19 protein-coding genes are annotated in these 24,096 nt (G+C 52.6%); 12 read left to right on the top strand and 7 right to left on the bottom strand.

The features are described from left to right. Positions 1–231 precede the first annotated feature (231 nt). On the bottom strand, positions 232–813 hold the full coding sequence (locus F557_RS23480) for a type II secretion system protein (protein WP_019002294.1): 582 nt from the start codon (positions 811–813) through the stop codon (positions 232–234). A 210-nt stretch (positions 814–1,023) separates the two neighbouring features. Between F557_RS23480 and F557_RS21840 the strand changes: the two genes are divergently transcribed. The 3 genes from F557_RS21840 (at position 1,024) to F557_RS0111075 (ending at position 4,285) form a co-directional block, all read left to right on the top strand. Beyond that, positions 1,024–1,290 (top strand): hypothetical protein, encoded by a 267-nt coding sequence (locus tag F557_RS21840; RefSeq protein ID WP_157617855.1) that lies wholly within the window; start codon positions 1,024–1,026, stop codon positions 1,288–1,290. Positions 1,291–1,430: 140 nt separating this feature from the next. Next, the gene (locus tag F557_RS0111080; RefSeq protein ID WP_019002291.1) at positions 1,431–3,122 is read left to right on the top strand and encodes an AAA family ATPase; all 1,692 of its coding nucleotides are present in this window, start codon (positions 1,431–1,433) and stop codon (positions 3,120–3,122) included. 197 nt (positions 3,123–3,319) lie between these two features. Then, a complete protein-coding gene (locus F557_RS0111075) occupies positions 3,320–4,285 on the top strand; it encodes a viperin family antiviral radical SAM protein (RefSeq protein WP_019002290.1) in 966 nt (321 codons plus the stop codon). A gap of 139 nt (positions 4,286–4,424) precedes the next feature. On the opposite strand, the gene F557_RS0111070 is transcribed toward F557_RS0111075, so the two are convergent. From F557_RS0111070 to F557_RS0111060, 3 genes are all read right to left on the bottom strand, one after another. Continuing rightward, positions 4,425–5,066, bottom strand: a complete 642-nt coding sequence (locus tag F557_RS0111070; protein ID WP_019002289.1) for a GDSL-type esterase/lipase family protein — start codon at positions 5,064–5,066, stop codon at positions 4,425–4,427. Positions 5,067–5,288: 222 nt separating this feature from the next. Continuing rightward, entirely contained in the window at positions 5,289–6,224 is a 936-nt protein-coding gene (gene cysK, locus F557_RS0111065; protein ID WP_019002288.1) for a cysteine synthase A, read from the bottom strand. 37 nt (positions 6,225–6,261) lie between these two features. Then, positions 6,262–7,545, bottom strand: coding sequence for an O-acetylhomoserine aminocarboxypropyltransferase/cysteine synthase family protein (locus tag F557_RS0111060; protein ID WP_026297880.1), 1,284 nt, complete (start codon positions 7,543–7,545; stop codon positions 6,262–6,264). An 840-nt stretch (positions 7,546–8,385) separates the two neighbouring features. Here F557_RS0111060 and F557_RS0111045 point away from each other — a divergent pair. After that, entirely contained in the window at positions 8,386–8,862 is a 477-nt protein-coding gene (locus tag F557_RS0111045) for an RrF2 family transcriptional regulator (protein WP_019002284.1), read from the top strand. A gap of 29 nt (positions 8,863–8,891) precedes the next feature. Here the strand turns inward: F557_RS0111045 and F557_RS0111040 are convergent, their stop codons facing one another. From F557_RS0111040 to F557_RS19710, 3 genes are all read right to left on the bottom strand, one after another. Next, positions 8,892–9,410, bottom strand: coding sequence for a hypothetical protein (locus tag F557_RS0111040; RefSeq protein WP_019002283.1), 519 nt, complete (start codon positions 9,408–9,410; stop codon positions 8,892–8,894). 87 nt (positions 9,411–9,497) lie between these two features. Then, complete coding sequence (locus tag F557_RS0111035; RefSeq protein WP_019002282.1) at positions 9,498–10,601, bottom strand: hypothetical protein; 1,104 nt, start codon at positions 10,599–10,601, stop codon at positions 9,498–9,500. 261 nt (positions 10,602–10,862) lie between these two features. Then, positions 10,863–11,900 carry an AAA family ATPase gene (locus F557_RS19710; protein WP_019002281.1) on the bottom strand — a complete coding sequence of 346 codons (1,038 nt, stop codon included), beginning with the start codon at positions 11,898–11,900 and terminating at the stop codon, positions 10,863–10,865. Positions 11,901–12,732: 832 nt separating this feature from the next. Between F557_RS19710 and F557_RS19705 the strand changes: the two genes are divergently transcribed. The 8 genes from F557_RS19705 to F557_RS19695 all read left to right on the top strand — a co-directional run bounded on the left by F557_RS19705 (position 12,733) and on the right by F557_RS19695 (position 23,615). Next, positions 12,733–13,032, top strand: coding sequence for an HMA2 domain-containing protein (locus F557_RS19705; protein ID WP_044143417.1), 300 nt, complete (start codon positions 12,733–12,735; stop codon positions 13,030–13,032). Continuing rightward, positions 13,029–13,739 (top strand): HMA2 domain-containing protein, encoded by a 711-nt coding sequence (locus tag F557_RS0111015; protein WP_019002278.1) that lies wholly within the window; start codon positions 13,029–13,031, stop codon positions 13,737–13,739. Before F557_RS19705 ends, F557_RS0111015 begins: the two co-directional genes overlap by 4 nt. Next, positions 13,693–15,843, top strand: a complete 2,151-nt coding sequence (locus tag F557_RS0111010) for a heavy metal translocating P-type ATPase (protein ID WP_019002277.1) — start codon at positions 13,693–13,695, stop codon at positions 15,841–15,843. The genes F557_RS0111015 and F557_RS0111010 overlap by 47 nt, the downstream gene beginning before the upstream one ends. A 34-nt stretch (positions 15,844–15,877) precedes the next feature. Beyond that, complete coding sequence (locus tag F557_RS19700; RefSeq protein WP_019002276.1) at positions 15,878–16,201, top strand: hypothetical protein; 324 nt, start codon at positions 15,878–15,880, stop codon at positions 16,199–16,201. A gap of 276 nt (positions 16,202–16,477) precedes the next feature. Next, a complete protein-coding gene (locus F557_RS0110995) occupies positions 16,478–17,734 on the top strand; it encodes a GTPase (RefSeq protein ID WP_019002274.1) in 1,257 nt (418 codons plus the stop codon). Continuing rightward, positions 17,734–18,867, top strand: a complete 1,134-nt coding sequence (locus F557_RS0110990) for a GTPase (RefSeq protein ID WP_019002273.1) — start codon at positions 17,734–17,736, stop codon at positions 18,865–18,867. The genes F557_RS0110995 and F557_RS0110990 overlap by 1 nt, the downstream gene beginning before the upstream one ends. A gap of 495 nt (positions 18,868–19,362) precedes the next feature. Then, entirely contained in the window at positions 19,363–19,860 is a 498-nt protein-coding gene (locus F557_RS0110980; protein WP_019002271.1) for a hypothetical protein, read from the top strand. Between the two features lie 275 nt (positions 19,861–20,135). After that, a complete protein-coding gene (locus tag F557_RS19695) occupies positions 20,136–23,615 on the top strand; it encodes an AMP-binding protein (RefSeq protein WP_019002270.1) in 3,480 nt (1,159 codons plus the stop codon). Positions 23,616–24,096 lie beyond the last annotated feature (481 nt).

Genomic DNA, 24,096 nt, shown 5'->3' with positions numbered 1-24,096 from the left:
GGCGAGGCATAAGGAAAGCCCCTCCCCTGTTAGCTCCTTCTGAGGTTACCCCGAAGTCCGGGAGATAAAAGGATCCTTTCCGGGGATGATTCACCATCGCATACCGGCATCCTTCCCCCATTCACCAGCACTGTCAGGAATTGATTTCCGGTACTCGCGGTATATTTCCCATCCTCATACGGCAAAAAAAAGGAGATCCCCCAGGATCTCCCCGGTCCTAAAATACTTCTGCTAGCATCCGTCGGTAACCACAATAAGCTGTTTCTTCAGCACCGACGACTCCATATAGGGATGATCATAGAAGATGAAACAGCCTGATGCCGGGCTCTCGCTCTGATACTGCTCCGGAACCGGCATCTCGGATGGCGCAATCAGAATCTGGCCTTTTCCGTTCCCCCAGTCCTTAATCCGGTACGCCCAGTCATGCTGCCTGACATTGGAATCATCGGCCTGAACAGCATCTAGATCGAGCGCCTTCAGAAGGCCGGCCGCACTCGCAGCCGGATAGCCATGGGATATTGCTATTCCGTTTGAAGCGTTGCAGGTATCGGTGGCCGATCCGCTTTCGCACACGTAAATCTGTGTGCCGTTCAGAGGCGCATCCTTGGTCTCCAGTCCGGCAATAACCGCCTTGCTCCGGGTCATATTCTGCGCACTGCGGATAGCCCCTTTCAGTCCTTCCAGCTTGGCAATACGGGCATCCTTCTGGATATCCATAAACTTAGGAGCTGCCGTGGCCGCCAGAATGCCCAGAATAACAATCACCACCACCAGCTCTATCAGCGTAAACCCCTGCATACGATGTCTTTTCATTTTTGGCCCCCTTCTATGGCAGCATCCCATGATCCACAGTTTTTATAACGCCGTTCCTAAAGCCCGAAAAACAGGCCGGCTTTATGAATTAATATGTACGGCAGCATCCATATTTACAGTCTGGACACAACACCAGCCCCACTTCTTAATTGTAACAGGCAGTTCGTCAGTTCATCCGTGAAGAACTCCCCATAATACAACTGCCAAAAATTGATTTTACAGTACAGGTCACGTTTTGCCGCTATTCCCATCCTGACAAATCCTGAGTATGAACCGCCGCGTGCCATAATCGCGCAGGGGGGGATAGACTCCCACACCACCGAAGAGTTCATCTGCCGGGCGGTGGTTTTTCAGGAAGAATACTATGAGACTCATCCGCATGAAAGATACAGTTCCAGTATGACAGAAAGCGAATGTGCCAGAGAGGCTGAAAAATTTAAACAAATGATGATAAGAAGGCAGTATTTTGATGAATGACCTGTTCACGGATCAAGTATCAGACAACAGTTTAATTATTTGCTAAGACCAGTTAAATTACTAACATATAAACAGCACTGATATTTATTCACAGGAAGTTCCGTCCCATATCACGGATAAAAATTCGGCGCCGTGCTAAAATGACAGCCGATGATGTGGAGTTCGGGGAGATTAAAGTTATGGGAATCATTCTGAATCCGACCATAGAAAACAGCTTTGTAAGTCTTGCCAACAGAAAAGACAGGTATTTGTTTGTTGATAAATCTGATTTTATTGAAATAACCAATAAAAGACTAAATGAAGACGACCGTTTTATGGCTGTAACCCGTCCCCGCAGATTCGGTAAAACCGTAACGGCTCATATGCTTTTAGCCTATTATTCCAGAGGATATGCCGACAAAAAAATATTTGACGGTCTGCATATTGCTGATAAAAGCGATTATGTCGAACATCTTAATAAATACGATGTCATCTACATTGATATGAATACCATTGACGGACTGTTTGATGGTTATTCCAGTCAGAAACAGAGCGTCGAAAATGTTAATGATCTGGTTGACTATTTCGAATATTCAGTCATTAAAGAGTTAAAATCCAGCAGTAAATTTTCCGGATGTCTCGAAAATCATCAGACTGGAAATACCGGGCTTCTGGAAACTCTACTTGCAATCACCCAGGATTTAAATACTAAATTCATTTTTATTATGGATGAGTGGGATCTGGTATATCGTGAATACCGTGATGACGAAATTTTGCAGAAGAAATTTATCAGACTGTTAAAAAATCTGTTTAAATCCGATGGCGGTAAAGCCTGCTTTGCATTAGCTTATCTCACCGGCATTCTGCCAATCAAAAAATACAATTCCCAATCAGCATTGAATGGCTTTGATGAATATAACATGCTCTCTCCGGGGAATTATGCTCCTTACTTTGGTTTTACGGAGGATGAAGTAGCCAACATTGTAAAATCACCTAACTGTAAAGTTTCACATCAGAATTTAAAGGAATGGTACGAGGGCTACAAAATAAAAGGAACTGATATTTACAATCCTAACTCAGTATGCAAGGCTGTCAGCCGAAACGAATGTATCAGCTACTGGAGCGGAACTTCGTCAAATGAAGAATTTGTCCGCCTCATCAACACTGATTTTCAGGGCATAAGAGAAGACATTATCAGTTTAATTGAAGGAGATGAAGTTACTTTCAGCTGTGCCAATTTCCAGAATGACATGGTGAACATAAAAGATAAGAATGATGTATTCAGTCTTCTGGTATGTCTTGGCTATCTTGGATGTTCAGAAACAAAAAATCAATATCGTAAAACTGCCTATGTTCCTAATGCCGAAATCAAGGCTGCATTGATGGACATTGTCAGAGAGCAGAACTGGTACGGGCGGATGGCAAACATCAAACGGTCTGAAAATCTGCTCAATGCTATTAAGGAACTTGACGGAGCAACCGTATCTGCAATTATTCAGGAAATCCATAATTCCTCAGCCGTAGCTCTTCTCGATTACAACGACGAGGAATCTCTAACATACTGCGTGATGACCGGTCTTTTATGGGCAACTCTTGATGATTACAGCTGTCACCGGGAAGATCAGGCAGGTAAGGGACGTGCTGATTTAGTGTATGAGCCAATAACAGGGAGACAGCCTCTTATCCTGATTGAATTTAAATATGACGGTTCTGCAGAAGAGGCAATAAGCCAGATTAAATCTCAGGAATATTTCAAACGCTATACCGGACAATACCGGAATATCATTATTGCAGGAATCAATTACAGCACTAAGACCAAGGAGCACCGGTGCCTGATTGAAAAACTCGATTAAACACTCCAGTCAATACTAATTCTTACATTCAAAGGATCTCGCTGTAATGCCCCCGCAGGTTTGTTCAACTTACGGGGGCATTACAGTCCGCACCTTTTTATTCCGTAACGGCCTTCCGGGTAGCCGATAATTTAGAAAAGGCAGTAGCAACGCCTGACAGTCCCCCCAGCCATCAGAAAACAACAGTGAGGTGCCCTATGACCGCCCAGAATTCCAGCTCCGTTTCCGGCTGCACTTCCGGCTTTGCTCCCATTGCCGTTTCCGGAACCGCCACCCCTCAGATGCCCCGGCACGGACTTAAGTTCAATCTCCACATTATTGAAACCTGCAATTACCGCTGCCGGCACTGCTTCGCCCATTTCGGATCCTGCCGGGTACTCCGCTTTGACACCTGGCGGAAAATCATCGACCGCTGCCGGAGCCTTGTGCCCGGCTGCTCCTTCAACATTGCCGGAGGCGAGCCTCTTATGCATCCGGATTTTACCGCCATCACCTCGTATATCCATTCCCTGGGACATCCGGTATCCGTAATCTCCAACGGATTTCTGATGACCGATGCGTGGCTGAAAAGACATGTCCCCCTGCTCTCCTGCCTCGGGCTCTCCATAGACAGCATGAATCCGGAAACCCTGAAGAAAATCGGCCGGTGCACCGGAAGCGGCCGGATCCTGGGAAGCGAGCGGCTTGCCTCCCTGCTGGATACTGTGGTCCAGATCAGCGGGAACTGCAGCATCAAGATCAACACGGTGGTCTCCGCACTCAACAAATCCGAAAACATGGCCCGGTTCATCAGGACCATGCCGGTCTCCCGCTGGAAAATCTTCAAGATGAATCTGTTCCGGAACGCCAGCTTCTCCAATGCGGACATTGTGGTTTCGGATCACGAATACCGGGACTATGCCGAACGCAACACCGGACTCAGAATTTCTGACCGGGACGCCGCCCTGTCTGTGAAAACCAGAATCTCGGATACCTGCGAGGCCGTGCTGGAAAGCGATCTGCATGCGGCCTATCTGATGATCGACGCCCGGGGCTTTCTGGTGGATAACACCCTGAATGACAGCTATGTTCCGGTGGCCGACGCCGCAAACGGAGATCTCGCCGCGGGACTCGCCAGGCTCAGCTTTAACGACAGACTCTACCGTTCCCGGTATACCTTCTGAACCTAGACCATTCATGAAGCCCGGAAGGCTCCGGGGCATTCCGGATCCTCCCGGGCTCTCCGTGACAAAAAAGCTCCCCCGCCGCGGAAAAAAGAAAAAATGCGATGGGAGAGAACCCTGGGAACGGGAATGGCATTTCTCAGAATTTCGGGAAATCCGGGATCATGCGGTTAAGCTCCGCACTAATCGCCTGCCCCAGCCGGAAATGTCCGGCAGTATCAAGATGCTCCAGATCCCAGCATCCGGCTTCAGTATAATCCGAGGCCGCCAGGAAGCGATGCCCCCTTCTGGCCGCGATGGCACTGTATGTCTGCGGAAGCTTCCGGCAAAGCTCCACCGAGGCGGGACTGAAGTCCGGATCCTTATCAGGATGCCAGACGTCTGTACCGAGAAACACCGGCGACACCAGAAGAATCCCTGGGGCCGGTACCCGTTCCGCTATCAGATCAAGGCAGCGCTCCAGACCTTCCCCGATAAGCTCGGGAGTGGCATGATAGCAGGTCTTGCAGTCATTGGTGCCCAGCATTACCACCGCAAAGTCCAGAGAGCCGGACTCTGCCAGAATTCCGGGCAGCGCAGCAAGACCGTTTCTGCCGGGAATCCGGGGATCATCGAACCAGGCGGTGCGGCCGCAGAGTCCGGCCTCCACGGCTTCCACTCCGGAAAGCCGGGTCAGGACCCCGGGCCAGCGCTCGTCGAAATCCAGTCTGGGATGCCCGGCAGCACCGGGAATATACCCCCAGGTATTGGAATCACCGAAGCATAGTACTCTTGCTGTCATACTGTCTCCTGATTATCATAAACCGTCTGCTCTGCTCGTCATGCCCTGAATCAGCAACAAGCTTCAGGAATTCTCAAAAATCAATTCTCCGGGATCAAAAAAGCCCTTCCGCCGGCTCCAGGAGCCAACTGCCGGAAGGGTAATGCCGATCAGGCTGTCCCGGACACTCGCCAGAAATCTCCGGGAACGTCCCTGATCATAAATCGCTTCCTTCCCAGGAAATCACTCTGCGGCAAAAAGCGGCGTCGAATAATATCTGTCACCGCTATCCGGAAGCAGAGCCACGATCACCTTGCCGGCATTCTCCGGACGCTTTGCCAGTTCAATGGCCCCAAACAGAGCGGCACCGGAGGAAATACCCACGGATATGCCCTCCTTCCTAGCCAGAAGGCGCGATGTTCTGAAGGCATCCTCGTTGGAAGCGCGGAACACTTCGTCGTAAACGGCGGTATTCAGAACGTCGGGAACAAAGCCGGCACCAATACCCTGAATCTTATGGGGGCCGGCCTTGCCTTCGGACAGCACCGGCGAATCCAGAGGCTCCAGAGCCACCACCTTAATGTCAGGATTCTGCTCCTTAAGGTACTCTCCGGTACCGGTTACGGTACCGCCGGTGCCGACACCGGCAATGAAGATATCAACCTTGCCTTCAGTATCCTTCCAGATCTCAGGACCGGTGGTTTCGCGGTGCACCTTCGGATTTGCCGGATTTACAAACTGGCCCGGAATAAAGCTGTTCGGGATCTCCCGGTGCAGCTCCTCAGCCTTGGCAATAGCTCCCTTCATGCCCTTGCTACCCTCGGTAAGCACCAGCTCGGCACCGTAGAATTTCAGAATATTGCGTCTTTCAACGCTCATGGTCTCAGGCATGGTGAGAATGATACGATAGCCCCGGGAGGCAGCAATGGCTGCCAGGCCGATACCGGTGTTGCCGCTGGTGGGCTCAATGATGACCGAACCGGGCTTCAGGGCGCCGCGGGCCTCAGCGTCAGCGATCATGGCGCGGGCAATGCGGTCCTTCACACTTCCGGCCGGATTAAAATACTCCAGCTTGACGAGAACCGTAGCCTTAAGATCCAGCTCCTTTTCGATATTGGTTACTTCGAGAAGCGGGGTACCGCCGATAAGATCGGCAAAACTCTTATGAATGCCGGACATATTATAGTCTCCTCAAATATCCGCTAATAATTCAAAATTACTTAACTGCCTGAAAACCGTTTTCCAGGTCGGCAATAATGTCATCAATATGCTCCACACCGACTGACAGCCGTATGGTGCCCGGGGTGATTCCCGCCTCCCGGAGCTCGGTTTCCGAAAGCTGGGAATGAGTGGTGGAGGCCGGATGAATCACCAGGCTCTTCACATCAGCCACATTGGCCAGCAGGGAGAAAATCTTAAGGCTGTCGATAAACCTCCAGGCTGCCTCCTGACCGCCCTTTATCTCAAAGGTGAAAATCGAGGCTCCGCCATTTGGGAAATACTTTTTGTAAAGCTCATGGTCAGGATGATCCGGGAGTGAAGGATGATTCACTCTTGCTACCTGCGGATGCCGGGAAAGGTATTCCACCACCTTCGCAGTATTCTCCGCATGTCTCTCCAGACGCAGGGACAGAGTTTCCACGCCCTGAAGCAGCAGGAAGGCATTAAAGGGAGAAATGGCAGCACCGGTATCCCGGAGCAGAATGGCCCGGATATAGACAGTCAGGGCATTGGGGCCGGCAGCCTGCTGGAAGGAAACTCCATGATAGCTGGGATTGGGGGCGGCAATGCCCGGATATCTGCCGGAGGCACTCCAGTCAAAGCGGCCGGAATCCACGATCACTCCGCCCAGAGTAGTGCCGTGTCCGCCCAGGAACTTGGTGGCGGAATGCACCACCACGTCGGCACCGTGCTCAATAGGTCTTATCAGATACGGCGTGCCGAAGGTGTTGTCAGTAACCAGCGGAAGACCGTGGCGATGTGCAATTTCGGCCAGAGCCTCAATATCCGGAATATCGCTGTTGGGATTGCCGAGAGTTTCAATGTAGATAAGACGGGTATTGCCGGTAATGGCTTTCTCCACCTCTTCAAGGTTGTGAATATCCACAAAGGTGGTGGAAATCCCGTACTGCGGCAGAGTATGCGCCAGCAGATTGTAGCTGCCGCCGTATATGGTCTTCTGGGCCACCACATGACCGCCGGAGGCCGCCAGAGCCTGGATTACGTAGGTAATAGCTGCAGCACCGGAGGCTACCGCCAGCGCTCCGGTACCGCCTTCAAGAGCTGCAATACGGCGTTCCAGAACATCCTCAGTAGGATTGGTAAGACGGCCATAGATGTTGCCGGCATCCCGAAGCCCGAAACGGTCAGCGGCATGCTGACTGTTATGGAAGACATAGGAGGTAGTCTGGTAAATGGGTACCGCACGGGCATCGGTAGCAGGATCAGCCTGTTCCTGGCCTACGTGAAGCTGAAGGGTTTCAAATCTGTAATTGCTCATTTCTTTTTTCTCCAAAAAAAACAATCCTGACGGATATCGGTGATTACTTGTTTGTTAATGCTGTTCCGGTGTCATGAAGGGCTTCAGGAAATAAAAAGCCCGAATCGCCACCCTGATAAATCAACGCAGTCAGATTCGGGAACAAGGACGTAAAACGCAGTCCTGACATCTTCCTGAAGGGAAAGCCTCCGGAATGAATCCGACACCAGCTAATGACACATTCGGCAGAAACAAAAGCAAGGACATGAGGCAGTGATATTGCCGTATTTGTAATATAGAGAACCGGAAGTTCCAAAAATTGTCATACTGTCCTCCCTGTCATCAGGTGATGAATCCGGCGGTAAAAATATGGCCGGTCCGTGCCGGCTTCTGCTGTTTAAAGCCAGCGCCGGTATTTTCATTTCTTCATCATCCTTCAGGCCCTGCTCTGTTTCCAGAACCCGGAATGCCGTCCCAGAGGCCGTCTTCACGTTTCCTGAAGGAATGACGCTATAGTAATGCCATTTACCTACTATGTCAATAGGTATTAAGGATTTTCAATGAAATTTTTTTTGAAGAATGTGCTTCATAATGGAGAAAATCCTTTGGAGACAAAGGTTCTCCGGGAATAATAATTTTGAATTTCGGAGTTGCAAAAATTACGGAACCGGAGACTTTCCGGAGGATTCGCTACCCAGAAAACGACCGGAACAGGGTTGATTATCCGGTAAATCCTTAAGTATAATAAGGAATCGGAACTGATGAAAAAACAATCAGGATTCACAGAAGTACAATCACAGCAATTCTCTGCAAAGTTTTTCTAAAAAATAATAATAAATAGCCAGAACAGGAAAACATTCTATGATTTCAACACGCGGCCGCTATGCAATACGGGTTATGATTGATCTTGCCGAACAGGAACACGACGGGGGCTATATTCCGCTCCGGGATATCTCCGAACGGCAGGAAATTTCCAAGAAGTATCTGGAAATCATTGTCAGAAGCCTCGTCACCGGAGGCCTCATTATCGGAGTCAGCGGCAAGGGCGGCGGATACCGGCTGGCCCGGAAGCCCGAAGAGTATACGATAGGAGAAATTGTGGAGCTTATGGAGGGAGCACTTTCCTCCGTGGCCTGTCTGGCCAACAGGAACTATGTCTGTCCCCGCAGGGACAAATGCAAAACCCTGCCTCTGTGGCAGGAATTCGACGATCTGGTAAGAAACTTCTTTTACGGCAAAAGGCTCAGCGATCTCCTTACTGCACCAGATCCCGCACCGGATACCGGTACCTCCGCTGCTTCCGGGGATCCTGCCGCATCTGATAAAACCGGCCAGTGACGCCGGTACGGGAAAAGGAGAAGGAGGCGCTAGTTCCCTTCTCCCGAGCTGGCTGCACTGTCCTTCGCTCTTCTGTCACGTTCAGCCCTGAGAGCCGCCTCCATCCGCGCCTGGAGGTCAGTTAACGCCGGCTTTTCGGGTTCCGGAAGCGGCGCCCCCTTTCTGCCGAATTCCGCAACAAAGCTCTGGAGATGCGGGCAGACCGCTACCCCCTGACAGCGGGTAGCCGCCAGCAGCAGACGCTCCCCGTCATCAAAAAGATACTCGCTTACTGCGGAGGGACATTCCAGAAGGTACCCCGGAACTTCGGAAATCTCCCGGAAAACCGGTGCTGCGCAGGATCCGCGGGAAGCCAGGAATGCCGCCGTGTTCCGCGGGGAGAGCTCTCCCGCCCGGCCGACCACCGCCAGACTCACTGCCGCCCCGGCCGTGTCATCAAGATAAATGCTGCGGGTACCGCCGGCATAGTCATGGGCAGTCCATGCGGCTGCGGCCGCCAGCGGAAAAAGAAAAGCCGGAAGCAGAATTCCCGTTACGAATATCTTCATTTATCCTCCTTTAAGCTAGTTTCAAAAGAGTTTCCGGTCAGTTCCGGCGGCTTTAATGCTCCGCCCCAGGATTATTAATCCCGGTTCCTACACATAATCCGAGAGATTGTAATTGCCGAAATCCCTCCTCCCGGGAGCCTCATAGATTCTCCGGACATAGGATTCCTCCTCAGACTGGCCGATTCTTTTCCTGATTTCCGCCTCCAGAAACACCATCTGGTACTCGTTAAACAAAAAATGCAGGGTAAAGCCCTCTTTGGCATAGGTGTTCCCGGATTTCACCTGGCTGCGGAGATAATCTGCAAGCTCGTGTGCAACCCAGTTTTGAGGAAAATCGTCCCCGGAAACGAAATCTCCGGGAGCTACAGTAAGGCAGATCCCGGTTTCGAATTCCATTCCGGTGCTGTAGACCGGGGGGTAGCCAGGACGTTCAAAAAGATAGGTCTGATAGGTCCGGACAACCCGGGATACCCCTCTGATTCTTTCCCAGGGAACTGACATGACGCCTTCCAGGTTACAGAGGAGCACTTCACGCTCTCCCAGCACAATCAGAGCCTCCCCGGAGGAAACATACCCCGCCCCTTCATAAAGCTTTTCCAGACTGTCAAGGCTGCGCGCATTTTTTCTGCGGCGCGCTTTCCGCCATGACTTGAAGGGCACCGTGGTAATGAAAATCACCGGAAAAAAGATGAAGCCGTAAAATATCACCGCCACCACAAAAGTGTTCCGGATATGCGGGATCAAGCTTACTGCAGAAAAACCGTCACTTCCCACCAGAAAATAATATACTGCGGCTATGAGTGTTAAACAGCCGGCAGCCCGGAAATTCATGCCGGAGAACTTAAAAAACCTCTTTAACAGGGGGATGGTACCGCCTCTGGAAATTTTCTTAACAGGATGAGCTGCCAGATAGCTCCGGTAGCCCTGCTGCCATTCCGGACTCTCATAATAGGCTCGCATTTCCATTTCGGCGGCTTTCCTGAGGATCCGGCGGTCATGAATTCTGATACGGATTCTGTCCGCAATATACACTGTCAGAGATATAGCGGCCAATACGCCCAGAACAATCCCCACATCCGATAACCCGCCAGCCCGCCCAGCCCCCAGAAAATCAAAGATCAGCAGCACAGCGAAAAAGGCCGCCCCGACAAGCACCACAAGGGCAATAAAATAATAAAAAACTCCACCCATAGGATTTCCCTGCTGTTATTCCATATTTTCTGTTGCTTACACGCTTTCTTTCCGGAAAAACGAATCACACTGGCCGCTCCGGTTACTTTGCGCTGCCGCCTCGCAATTGTAATGCAAAAACGCTAAAAACACAGCAGGAATCACCAGAGACCAGAATGCAGCCGCAGCATGCACAAAAAAGGAGTCCCGGAAAAAGATTCCCGAGACTCCTTCGAAGAAATCCTCCTCCCCCGTCCGGAGAGAGAAGGACCTGGCGCAGATTTATTTATCGCGGCCCTGCGCCTCTTCTGCCGTCGCATTTCCCAGGATATCCTCGAAGATCCGGTGCAGGTACACCCGTTCCTCTCTGGTTATCCGGAATCCGAAAGAGCTGTCCAGCGCCTGACGGATCCTTTCCGGAGAGCCTTCCCCGTCCTGACACAGATGAGCCCACCGCAGAAGAGCCCGGGTGGTCATCGGAATGGTCATGTAAACGGTGGTTCCCTCCTGACAGGTATGCGATCTTCTTATTTCGGCGGCAGTACGCACCATGGCCCCGGCAATACCGGCCCCGAGCTCCGGATACTGCTCCCTGAGGAGCCGCTCCTCGCGTTCCTGGGGCATGTAGCTGCTCTCCAGGAACCGGAAACGATCCAGAAAGGCCGGATTCAGAAGCCGGGTTCCCGCATAGGATTCCTCTGAACCCGAACCTGCGGTGTTGGCGGTTACTATCATCCGAAAATTTGCATGCGGAGTAATCACTTCTCCATTGTTCTGCACAATGGTCAAAGGCCGTCCCTCAAGCACATCGTTCAGGCCGGCCAGCTCAGCCGGATCAGCCAGATCGATCTCATTCAGAAGAAGAATGTAGCCGTACTTAAGAGCCCTGACCAGAGGACCGTACACGAAGTTCACCTCGCCCCGGATAATGGTGTTGTGCCCTGTAAGATCGGTCATTTCAAACCTCCCGTTCAGAGTCATTTCCACCACCGGCCAGCCTGCCAGCGCCGCCACCTGATGCACCGTACTGGTTTTTCCGGACCCGGACGGTCCGAAAATGTACAGCGCATCGTTCATGGGGGCGCTCAGATAATCAAGAACGCCTTCCAGAAGATCCTCCTGAAATACGTAACCTTCCTCACGCTTCGGAATAAGACGGGCCACCGCAGGCATGCTCACGGCATCCTGATAGCACGGCACCGAAATCGTCCTGGAGTCCCCCTCAAATCCGGGAAAAAGATCGCCGAACCGGAAGGAAACATTCCTGGTGGGAAGGGCATCGCCCTGATTACTGCTGTCTAGGTGTGTTTCTTTGCACATATTAAGTTACCTCAAAATGAGCGAAGGATTACTCCCCCGCGTTTTTGCTGCCATGATTACCGGCAGCCAGCGCTCATACGAGCATAAAACTGTTTCCCGGAGGAAACAGACCAGCGCGCCCGAAGGCGCAGAAGAGAAAGCACTGCTTTCCCGTTCATTCAGCAAAAAACGCGGAGGCGGCCTCCGTCTCCCCCCAAAAGCTCCTGGAGCTTCTTCTCAGAAAACGGCACGCCTCGTCAGATACGGGATAATTGTAATGACAATCTGGCGGGAGACCGTAAAAAAAGCCTTAACAGGATTCCCTCCTTGGCCGGAAACATTCTGGAGCCCCAGAAACTATCAGGGCCGCGCCGCGAAAGAAAAAGTCAGAACAGCAGGAATGAATGAGAGAAGAATGAGGGAGGGAATAAAGAATGAATGAAAGGCTGAATAAGAATAGCCTCTGAGAAAGAAAACGCCGGTGCGGGATAATCCACAGGGGAGACAGCACCGGCGGCCCCTGGCGGTTACCGGGATGGAAATCACGGCAATTTTGACATATAAGTCACATATTTTTGCTGCCATATTTCATTTTGCAGGTTATCGGCTATAATGCAACCTGTTAGAAACGGGTAACACCTGTTAGCAGGAATGTACAAACAACCTGTTAGATCAGGATAACACCTGTTAGCAATAACACATAAACAGCCTGTTAAGCGGCAAAGATTAGCCTGTCATGCTTATCTGAAAAGTGATAAGACGGGGACAGCTAATGCCTGTCAAAAAATCCTCCTCAGGCATAAAGCGCTTACTGAAATTCAGGCTGTCTGAACTGTTTAACTCGGAGAGTTTTATGTTCGGTTTTTTCGAGAAATTTTCGGATCCCTGGAAGGCTTTTCTGAAATCGGTACGGGTAAGCAGCTTCCTTCCCGGAAGAATTCGCTGCTACAGCCGGCTTGTCGTTAACAATCCGGAAAACGCCGCCCTTCTGGAAAGCGCCTTTTCCGGCTTTCCGGAAATCACCGGTTTTGCCGTTAATCAAAGAACCGGGTCTGTTCTGATCAGCTATGATCCGGAACAGGTTGCACAGAACCCGTATCTTAAAAAAATTGAAGAAGAACTTAAATCCGGCTATTTAAAGGAGTCCAGATGAATCAGCTTCTTATGTGCCTCGGGATGGCTCTTGCAAAGCCCGTTTTGGGATTTGTTCTCCGGAGACTTGGCGGTAATCCTGCGCCGGGCCGGACCGGGTCAGTTCCTCTTTTTGAACAGGTGCACCGCATTCCCGGCCGTATCCGCTACCGCTCGGAGGTTCTTAAGGATCCGGAATTCGCCGCGGAGCTCGCGGGCAAGTTCCGGACGGTCCCGGGAGTTTTCAGAGCCGAGAGCAATCCGGTCACCGGATCGCTTCTCATCACCTACGCCGAGGATCGGGTGAATATCTGCCGGGTATTCGACGAACTGAATGCCAATCTTCTCACTGCCAGCCAGTCCCCGACCTCGGCCGGGGATCTGATAGGCGAGATTCTATCCGGCGGCGTCCATAGCGCCAGTCCTTCAGGTACGGCCGGCCCTGCTTCCCGGGCCGTTCCGGCGCTCTGCGGCACCAGCTTCCGGGATCATTTCCTGGAAAGCCTTGCCCTGCTGAGCAGCCGCATCAGCGATCATACAAAGGGGTTTTTCGATCTCCCGTCTCTCCTGGGAGTAGTCCTGATATCCCGCGGCATCTACAAAATGGTAACGATGAAGCAGATGCCCAGCGGTCCGCAGATGGTATGGTGGGGATTGTGTTTCCTTAAGATCAGAGGTAAAAATGCCAAAGCTTTATCATTCAGTCCTGCAGCTTCCGGACGGCATTGAAAAAAACAGACGCTATCTCATCGAAGCCCGGACGCGAGCCCTTCCGGGAGTGGAAAGCGCCTTTGCCGGGGATAACGGCTCCTTCAGCATCTATTTCCGGGATCCTGAAGTACTGAAGCTTCTGCCCGCCCTCCTGGGCCGGGAAAGCCGATCCGTATCACGCAGGCCGTCCCGGGAGCCGGAAAGCGATCCGGAGGCCGAAGCCCGGATCTGCAAAATCAATGCGCTGATATCACTCGGGGGCTTTGCGCTCCTGGAGGCGGTTAAAAGATCCTTTCCGGTACTGTTCGGAAAGATATCACTCATAAGAAGCGCCTTTGTAATCCTGATTTCGAAGGAAATCATCAGAAACGGGGCGTCCGGACTGATTCGCGAGCATTCTCCGAATGCCGACACCCTGACTGCCACTGCCGTCATCGCGTCTATTCTGGCCGGAAAACCCGAATCGAGTCTGTCGCTCCTGGTTCTTTCAAATTTTGCCGAAATGCTCTCCCTGTCGGCTGCCGAAAAGGCCCGGAAGCACATATCGCACCTTCTGGGACTCAAGGAAAAATTCATCTGGAAGATTGTCAACGGCACGGTAGCAAAGGTTCGCATTGACGACGTGAAGGCCGGGGATCAGGTGGCTGTCTACCTGGGCGAAAAGATCAGCGTTGACGGGGTGGTCATCTCCGGCAGCGCTTCAGTGGATCAGTCCTCTCTCACCGGAGAATTTGTCCCGGTTTACAAGGTTCCCGGAGATACGGTCTTTGCCGGAACCGTGGTTCAAAGCGGACAGCTCGTGATTGAAGCTCACCGGGTCGGAGACGACACCAACCTCTCAAGAATAGTGCACATGGTGGAGAACGCCCAGAACCGGCGCGCTCCGGTGCAGAACTTTGCCGATCGTCTGGCCAGCATGCTGGTACCCATTTCGTTTATCGCCGCCGGTCTGGTCTATGTGACCACCAAGGATGTGCAGCGGGTGCTGAATATGTTCTTTATTGACTACTCCTGCGGCCTCAGACTATCCACAGCCACTGCCATTTCAGCCGCCATCAGCAGATCAGCTCAGATCGGCGTGCTGGTCAAGGGGGGAAATTTCATCGAGCATCTTTCTGATGTGGACACCGTCATTCTGGACAAAACCGGCACCATTACCGCCGGACACCCGGTGGTCACGGGAATCATCACCGCTCCGGACGCCGACGAGGAGGAGCTCGTGATGCTTTCGGCTGCGGCGGAGAGAAATTCATCCCATCCTCTTTCAGAATCAATCCTGTCCTATGCAGAAAAAAGGAATATCACCATTCCTAAGAACGCCCGCACCGAGGCGGTGGTAGGACGCGGCATCCGGGCCTCACTGTCCCTGCCCGGCGGCGAGACCTCGGTGCTGGTGGGCAGCAGAACCTTCATGGACGAGAACCGGATCTCCGGTCTCTCCGGCCTCACAATTCCCGAAGGAGCCTGGAACGTATTTTACGTGGCGAAAAACGGAAGAATTATGGGGGCCGTGCTGATTGCCGACCCGATCCGTAAGGATCTTAAGCGGGCCATCAACAGACTGCGCCGTGAAGGCATTGATGAAATCCTGATGCTGACCGGAGACTCAAAGCAGAATGCCGAGGCCGTAACAAGACAGCTGGATCTGGACGGATACCAGTCAAACATGCTGCCGCAGGACAAGGCAAACTTCATTGCCGGAAAACAGCGGGGGTCCCGGGTGCTTATGGTAGGAGACGGAATTAATGACGCCCCGGCTCTCGCCTATGCCGACATCGGCGTGGCCATGGGCGGAAAATCCACGGACATTGCACTGGAATCGGCTGACATTACCATCACCTCGGATGAACCGCTGAAGCTTCCGGAGGTTCTGAAGCTCAGCCGGCGCACCATGTATCTGGTTCGTCAGAACTTCGCCATTACCATTGCTGTAAATTCGGCAGCACTGCTTCTGGGGGCGCTCGGGAAAATCAATCCCCTCCTGGCCGCCACCATCCATAACGCCTCAACTGTGGCCGTGGTGCTTAACAGTTCCCGGCTGCTTTTTGAAAAAATGAATATCCAGAAGCCCCGGTCTTCCGGCGAGCCTCTGGAGACTGACCGTCAGGGGCCGCGCTTCTGACACTTTACACACCTGAAACAGGAGTTTACCTGAGATGATACTAGAAAAGAATTTCCTCTGGGGCATGGCAGTTGGCCTGGTGGCCGGAGCCGCCGGTTACAAGCTTTACAGCGATCACCGCCAGACTATTATCGCTTCCCTGGAAAACATCAAGAACCGCATGAACAGCACCGGTGCTGCCGCCGGATCCGCCCCGGTTCCGGCAGCTGCCGGCTCTGCCGTGCTGACTGACAGCCTGGATCTGGCAGAACTGGAACGGCAGAAGGAGCATCTGGAGGATCTCATTGCCGAGCAGCAGGCCCGGGCCGGTCAGCAGTCCTCCGCAGCCGTAGCTGAATCCGCTGCCGTTCCCGCCTGAAGACAGTTTTTGTTGGTGACGGGCTTCTGCCCGGTCATATACCGTCAGCATTTCTTAAGGCCGCCGCCGCCCCCTCTGCGAAAAACCGGCGGCCTCTTTCTGAAAACGTCCCCTTTCCGGAATCATTTCCCCGGAAGCTACAGAATTTCTCCTGACAGTCCATTACTCCGGAAGATCCCGGTGGCATAAAACTTTCGAGCACGTTCACATTTTGTTTTTCAAAATTAAATTTCTGAAAATTCAAGTCTATAATCATAGGAAATTCAGGATGCTTCCATGTCCGGAAGCATCATCCCGCACTTCACAGCATTCAGGAATAAAGGCACCTCCATGAGCAGCAATGACACAAACCAGCAGGAAGAGATAACCAAAATTCAGAACAGATTCCGGGATGAAATGGAAAGCTTTCTGTCAGGGTACGCCGAGAACGAAAAACCCAGAATTCTCCTGGCCGGAGCCACCGGCTGCGGCAAGAGCACTCTCTGCAACCTGGTGTTTAACCGGGCGGTCTGCCCAGCCGGCCCCGGCACCCCGGTAACTCACGGCGTCCAGAAAATCTCCCGGACCGAAATCCCGGTAATTGTCTACGATTCCGAGGGCTATGAAACCGGAGCCCGGTTCTCCGACCGCCGCGACGCAGGGGAGGCGGCAGGACAGAAATACTGTGACCTTATCATGAACGCCGTGGAGCAGGAGCGCATCGATCTTGTCTGGTACTGCATAAGCGCCCCCGGGGGCCGGGTAACCGATGTGGATGTTTCCCTTATTAAGCAGTTCCGCAGCCTTAAAAAACCGGTAGCAGCTGTTCTGACCCAGATCGATGTGGCTACCGAAGAGGACTGCGAAGAGCTAAAAAGAATCATTAGCAGCGAAGTGGACGGTCCGGATCCGGAGGAAAGCCGGAAAATCTCCATCTTCGAAAGCTCCACGGATGCCGGAATCCCGGTTCCGCAGGGACTCAACGAGCTATACGGCTGGTCGCTTGATCATTTAGAGGAGGCCCGCCGGAATGCCTTTATCATTTCCTGCCGCCGGGGCTTTGATGAAAAGTCCCGGATCGCCAGAAACTGGGTTTCTGCCGCCGCCACGGCCGCCGGGAGTGCAGCCTGCTCTCCGATACCGTTCTCGGACGCCGCAGTGATTACTCCGATACAGCTGACCCTGTTCGCTAAAATCCTCACCCTCTGGAACATGGCGGATTTTGAAAAAGTCCTGGGCACCGGCGTTGTCGAAATCGTAATGCCTGTTATCGGAAAATCCCTGGCCGGAAACCTTATGAAGCTGCTTCCCGGAGCTGGGAGCGTCATCGGCTCCATTGTCAATGCCGGAGTGGCCAGCTCCCTCACCTTTGTTACCGGCATGACGCTCAGCAAATCCTGCCAGCTTCTTAACGAAAAGCTGCTGGAGGGTTCCCTCACAGCCACCACCTTCCGGGAAATCTTCAGCAGTGATGCCATGAAGTCCTGTGCTGAAAAATTCGTTCAGGAGTACCGGAATTCCCATGGCGCGATTTCCGGAGAGCAGGAACAGTAATGAGCGCATTTCCCACCAATATTCTGATTCTCGGCAAAACCGGTGCCGGCAAGTCCACCCTGGTAAACTACCTTTACGGACAGGAAATCGCCGTGGCCCGGGCCGGCCGGCCGGTAACCGCAAAGGGGCTCCACCGCCACGAACCGTTTCCCTACAGGAACATGAGCATCGTGGTCTGGGACAGCTGGGGCCTCGAGGCTGACAAGGCCCGGGAGTGGTGGGACAGCCTCCAGGAGGAACTGGTTCGGCAGAGCGGCCGGCCGGACATCAGGGACTGGATTCACACCGTTATCTACTGTTTCGATGCCAAAAAGTCCCGGCTGGAGGAATATGAGCAGGACCATATCCTGAAGCCTCTTATCGCTATGGGCTACCGGCTGATTTTTGCGCTTACCAAATGGGGACTCTGCTCCTCTCAGGAAAAAAATGCCGCACTGGAGGTGCTGGGCAGCGCGTATCCGGGTTTTTCCTGCATTCCGGTGGAATCGGTAAGCCAGAAGCTGCGCAGCGGCCGGGCCACAGAGCAGCTGGGACGGAATGATATCTTCCGGGAAATCTGCCTTAATCTCCGGAGCAACCTCATGTATCACCTCCGGATACGCACCCGGACGGAGATGAAGGAAGCGGTAGACCGGGCCGAGACGAATACCATCCGCGTCTTTGACCGGGAAACCGGCTTCTTCACCATCTTCGGAGACGAGCTAAGGACAAAACTCGAGGACACCGCCCGGCAGAATTATCTCCGGGAGATCAGCAGCGTCTATGCGGATCTCAGAGACAGCCTGACTCTTATTGACAGGATGTGCGTGGAAGTGATCCGGGGCTACACCGGCATCGACGTTTCCGAAAAGCTCCAGGGCCTCCACCGGCTGATGGATGACATCGGAGATACCCGGATTCAGGCCTGGAGCAGCGGCTTCGAGGAATATGCGGCCACTATTATTACCACCGTCATCAGTCTGGGGCTGTTCGCCTTCATCAGAAATGACACCTACCGGGATGGATTTGTCAAAAGACTCCGGGAGGTCAGCGCCAGGCTTACCGAAGATCTGGAAAGCTTCGCCGCCAGTCTGGATCAGGCGGAGTCCGGAGTAGAGGAGGAGATTGCAAAAAAGCTGAACGCCTTCAGATAGCGAAAATTTCCGGACGGTCAGAACTTTTTGCTGCCTGAGGGGCCTGGCTGTGCTTAAGCCCCGGGTCTAATACCGGCGCCAGAACTCCGGTTTTGCCGGCGTTCTGCACAGCTCAGTCCTAAAACACTAAGCTGCCCCTGCCAGAATAGCGGTTTCAGATATTTTGCTCTCATTCAGCCCCTGAATCCTGTTGTGGCTAGACGGAAATAGGAAATGTCTCTGTAATGGATTAACAGGAAACCGCGAGGCAGATTTCACAAAAACTCCGGAAGGTTAGCCTTTTCCTGGCCTTTAGCTCATTTTTTCTGGCAAAACTGGCTAACAGACCATAAGCGTCTCTGACTGACTGAGTAAGACAGTTGTAAATGACAGGAGAAGACAGGGTAGATGACAGGAGAAGACAATGTAAATGACAGGATAAAAGAGGTCTGCTATTCCTCCGTCATCCGAAACTGTCTTCCGTATTTTTTATTCCATGTTTAAAAGGAATCCCCTATGGACTCATTCAACAGCAGAAATTTCGCCGAGGGAGAAATCACCGTCTCCCTTCCCGCACTGGAAAAGCTGGCCAGGGAAAAGGCCCACCCGGCATTTTCCGATCCGGAATTCCGGGCAGACGGGGAGGAGCTTTCCATTACCTTCACCCACAACAAAGCCGGACGGATCCGGCTTCATCTCCGGATTGACAGCATCAGGATAACCCGGGAATCCGCAGTGGCCCGGCTTTATCTGATATCCGCGGAACATCTCGGCAGCAGCGTTATGAACTTTCTGACCGGCGCTCTTCTGTCCTCCGGCCTGGAATCAAAGCTGGTAGGACTCATCCCGGGGCCTCTGAAACTCACTGCTGAGAAGGAATCCGGGTACTATCGCGCCGACTTTACAGGACTCCTCAGAAAAATAAAAATTCTGCCCGGAGATGCCGAGGTGAACAGCTGCCGCACGGCAAAGGACAGCATCTGGCTGCATTTTGTTATCCAGGACCTCCTGTAGGAGAAGGCCATTCCAGAACACTGCCGCGGCCACGGCGATACAGTTTGCATTTTAGACTCAATGTGATAAACTTCACATTAATTTTAAAAATTTAACATTTTTATAACATCTGTCATTAAGATGATAACATTTTCAGAGAGGGGTGGCACCAGTCGCAAAAGCTCTGCCGTCCTGCTGTCCGGAGACACTCTGCCCGGTCAGGCGGTTTCCATCCGAAACTGCGGATTATTCAGGGGATTTTTAAGCACTTCTGCACAACAGGGATAACTGATTCTATGGAAAATCAAACTCCGCTGAGCAAAAATAGCAGCTTCCTGTCATTTTTTTCAGTAAAAATTCTGGGAGCCTTCAACGACAGCTTTATACAGGCCGGTTTTCTGGCATTCGTTACCAGCGCGCTGCTCTCAAATTCGGATACCCATTCACAAAACATGGTATTCCTGGCAACCGGCCTTTTCATGGTGCCGGTTTTTCTGTTTTCCACCATGGCCGGCGAAATCTCCGACAAGTTTGACAAGGCCCGGCTTCTGAAATGCATCAAGCTTTTTGAAATCTGCATCGCCCTGCTGATCTCCGTCTCCTATCTTATGAAATCGGAAATCGGCATGCTGGCCGGCATGTTCTTCACCGGTGTCGAGGCAGCCTTTTTCACCCCAGTACGTCTCAGCATCATCCCCTTCATTACCGGAAAGGGCCAGCTGATCCAGGCAAACTCCGCCCTGGAGTCCGGCTCCTACGTCTTTAAGTTTGCGGGCACCATATCCGGAATTATCGCCGGCGCTACCATAAATCCGTATTTTCCGGTAATCCTGCTGACACTGTCCTCCCTGGGCTTCTTCTTTGCATCCCGGATGCCCTCCCAGAAACCGGCGGATCCGGAAACAAAGGTGGATCTCTTCTTTATCAGATCGGCCTTTGCCAATCTGAAATTTGTGAAGCACTCCCGGGCGGTTTTTCTGTCACTCATCGGTCTGGCCGGGGCCTGGTGCGTTACCGTAACCTTTATGGTGCAGCTCTCCCAGGTTGCTAAGAACATCTATACCGGAAGCGTCGGTCAGGAGATTCTGAACCCGCTGTTCCTGGGACCGTTCTGTCTCGGCATCGGTCTTGGCGCCATTATGGCTTCGAAGGTCTACAAAAATCAGCCCCTCAATGCCTTCCTGCCCCTGTCCGCAGTTATCGAAGCCGTGCTCATGACTGATTTCGCTCTGCTGCTCTACTTCCAGACACCCCTCACGCCTCCGGTAGCTGCCGCAGAAACCTTTCAGGACGGACTGAACCTGATAACCGGCTATCTTTCCACGTTTTCGGGAATCCACCTGGTATCCTGCGTATTCCTGATTACCTTCTTCGCCGCTATGTTCATCGTACCGGTAACCGCCTGCCTGCAGGAGGTCTCTCCCGATGAAATCCGCTCCCGCATCATGTCCGCCAACAATATCACCGCCGCGGTGTTCACCGTGATAACCTCCCTTATTGGCATGGGCTGCACCTTTATCGCCGGAGCTCAGAACGGCATGTGCCTTATGGCGGTGATTACGGCCGTGATCTGCATTGCCGGAGCGCTCATTACCGTGGGAATTCTGCCGATCCCGATTCTAAGGGCCCTTTCCAGAAAATTTCTCCGCATCTTCTACAGTGCCAGATGCGAGGGACTGGAAAACTTCGCGGCAGTAAAGGGAAAGCGCTGCGTGATTATCGCCAACCACACTTCCTTCCTGGACGGTATGCTGCTCTGGACCTATCTGCATGATGATCTCTCCTATGCCGTAGATACCCAGATCGCCTCCAAATGGTACTTCCGGATCTTCCTGGCACTGGCGCCACGCTACTACACCATTAATCCCGCCAGCCCCATGGCTCTCAGAAGCATGATCCGGGAGGTGAACAACGGTCATATTCCGGTTATCTTCCCGGAGGGCCGCATTACCACCACCGGCACCCTGATGAAGATCTACTCCGGCAGTGCTGTGGTGGCCGACAAGGCCGATGCCCTGGTGCTTCCGGTAATCATCGACGGCAGCCAGTTTTCCATCTTTTCCCGTTTCGGCAGAAAGTTCCATCAGAAACCCCGCTCCCGCATCGTGATTAACGTGATGCCGCCCTACAGGTTCCAGGTTCCCGAGGAATACCACGGCCGGGCCCGCAAGGAAAAGGCTGCCGACATCATGTACGATCTCATGGCAGAAATGAAGGTAAAGGCCAGTGTCACTACCAAAAACACCATTTTCGCCTCCTTTATCGATACCATGAAAACCGCTGGACTTCGCAAGGTCATGCTGGAGGATCACAACCGGAAACCGCTAACCAATGCCGGAATCTATATCCGGGCCATGACCCTGGGCCGCTACTTCAAAAAGAATGAGCCTCAGGAATCCGTAGGCCTGCTTTTGCCGAACTCCGCCGCCTCGGTGGTGGTATTCATGGCGCTTCAGGCCGCCGGAAAACTCCCCTGCATGCTGAACTTCTCTGTAGGCGCTAAAAACCTGGTAGCCTGCTGCGATGCGGTACCGGTAAAGACAGTGTACACCTCGAAGACCTTCATTAATGCCGGATTCCAGGCCCTGGATCAGGCGCTGCGGGATCACTCCATCACCGTGCGGTATCTGGAGGACCTGGCCGGAGAAATCGGCCTTGGTACCAAGCTGGCCGCCACCCTGGATCTTCTGAGACCGTTCCGCTCCTATTTCCGTCTTGCCGGCGGCAAAAAGGATTCCCGTTCTCCGGCAGTGGTACTGTTCACCTCCGGATCCGAAGGTCTTCCCAAGGGCGTGGTGCTGAGTCACTGCAATATTGAAACCAATATCGTGCAGCTTCAGGCTGTTCTTCCCTTCGGAATGCTGGACTCGGTGTTCAATTCCATGCCAATGTTTCATTCCTTCGGACTCACCGCCGGCACTCTCCTGCCCCTGATAAGCGGCATGAAGGTATTCATGTACCCGTCCCCCCTGCACTATAAGAACGTCCCCCTTCTGGTGTATGAAACCAACTCCACCGCAATATTCGGAACCGATACCTTCCTCAAGGGGTATGCCGAGTACGCCCATCCCTATGACATGTACTCTGTGAGATTTGCGGTATCCGGCGGCGAAAAGCTGAAGGAAGACACGGTCAACATGTGGAATGACAAGTTCGGCATCCGGATTCTCGAAGGGTACGGGGCCACCGAAACCGCTCCGGTAATTTCGGTAAATACCAACATGTTCTACCGCCGCAATACTGCCGGAAGAGCACTGCCGGGAATCGAAACCAGGCTGGAGCCGGTTCCGGGCATAGACGCAGGGGGCAGACTCTGGATCCGCGGCGGCAATGTGATGATGGGCTACCTCAGAGCAACAGCGCCGGGAGTGCTGGAAAAGCCAGATGATAACTGGTACGACACCGGAGACATTGCGGAAATAGACGAAAAAGGCTTCATTCATATCAAGGGACGTGCCAAGCGCTTTGCCAAGGTAGCCGGAGAAATGATTTCCCTGACTCAGGTGGAGGCCGTACTCGCCCGGCTGTATCCGGACACCCCGCTGGCCGTAGTGGCTGTTCCGGACGAGAAAAAGGGCGAACAGCTTATGCTCCTGATTTCCGGGCGGGAGGCCTCCAGAGCGGAAATCAGGGAACGCTTCCGGACCGAGGGAGTATCTGAGCTGGCAGTGCCCAAATATATTGAAAACACAGCGTCCATACCGCTTAACGGCACCGGCAAGATTGACTATCTTAAGGTTCGGGAAATGGCTCTGGAAATTCTTGAAGGCCGGTAAATAGCCTCCGGCCACTTCAGAAATAACGGCACCGGATATCACAAGGGACAGCACCTACCGCGGCTGTCTCTTTTTTTGGAGAAGACCGGTATCGTACCGCTATCCACCGATCGGGCCTCACCGCATTCAGTTATCATGACCGCGCTGTTCCGGCACTGCCTCCGCTGCCGTTCCCGGCATTACCGGGCAGTCAGCGGTATTTTCAGGAACAGACATCGTTTTGTTATACGAGTTAGTAAAACTCCCGAAAACTCCTCCTGACCTGTCTAAAATCCTCTCCGAAATACCAGAAAATGGCTTTCATATGCTATATTGAGGATGATTTAAGATAGCACAGGAACAGTGGCGGTGCTACAGGCACAGTCGAGGGAGAGCTGATAATGACAATTTCTGTAAAATCATTTCCTATAGGCGAGTCTGATTTTGAAGCAATTATCGATGAAGGAAAAATTTATATCGATAAAACTTCATATTTAAAATC

This window comes from Succinimonas amylolytica DSM 2873 (genome assembly GCF_000378405.1).
Classification (GTDB): domain Bacteria; phylum Pseudomonadota; class Gammaproteobacteria; order Enterobacterales; family Succinivibrionaceae; genus Succinimonas; species Succinimonas amylolytica.
The sequence above is the reverse complement of the archived record's forward strand: the minus strand, read 5'-3'. Positions and strand labels throughout refer to the sequence as shown.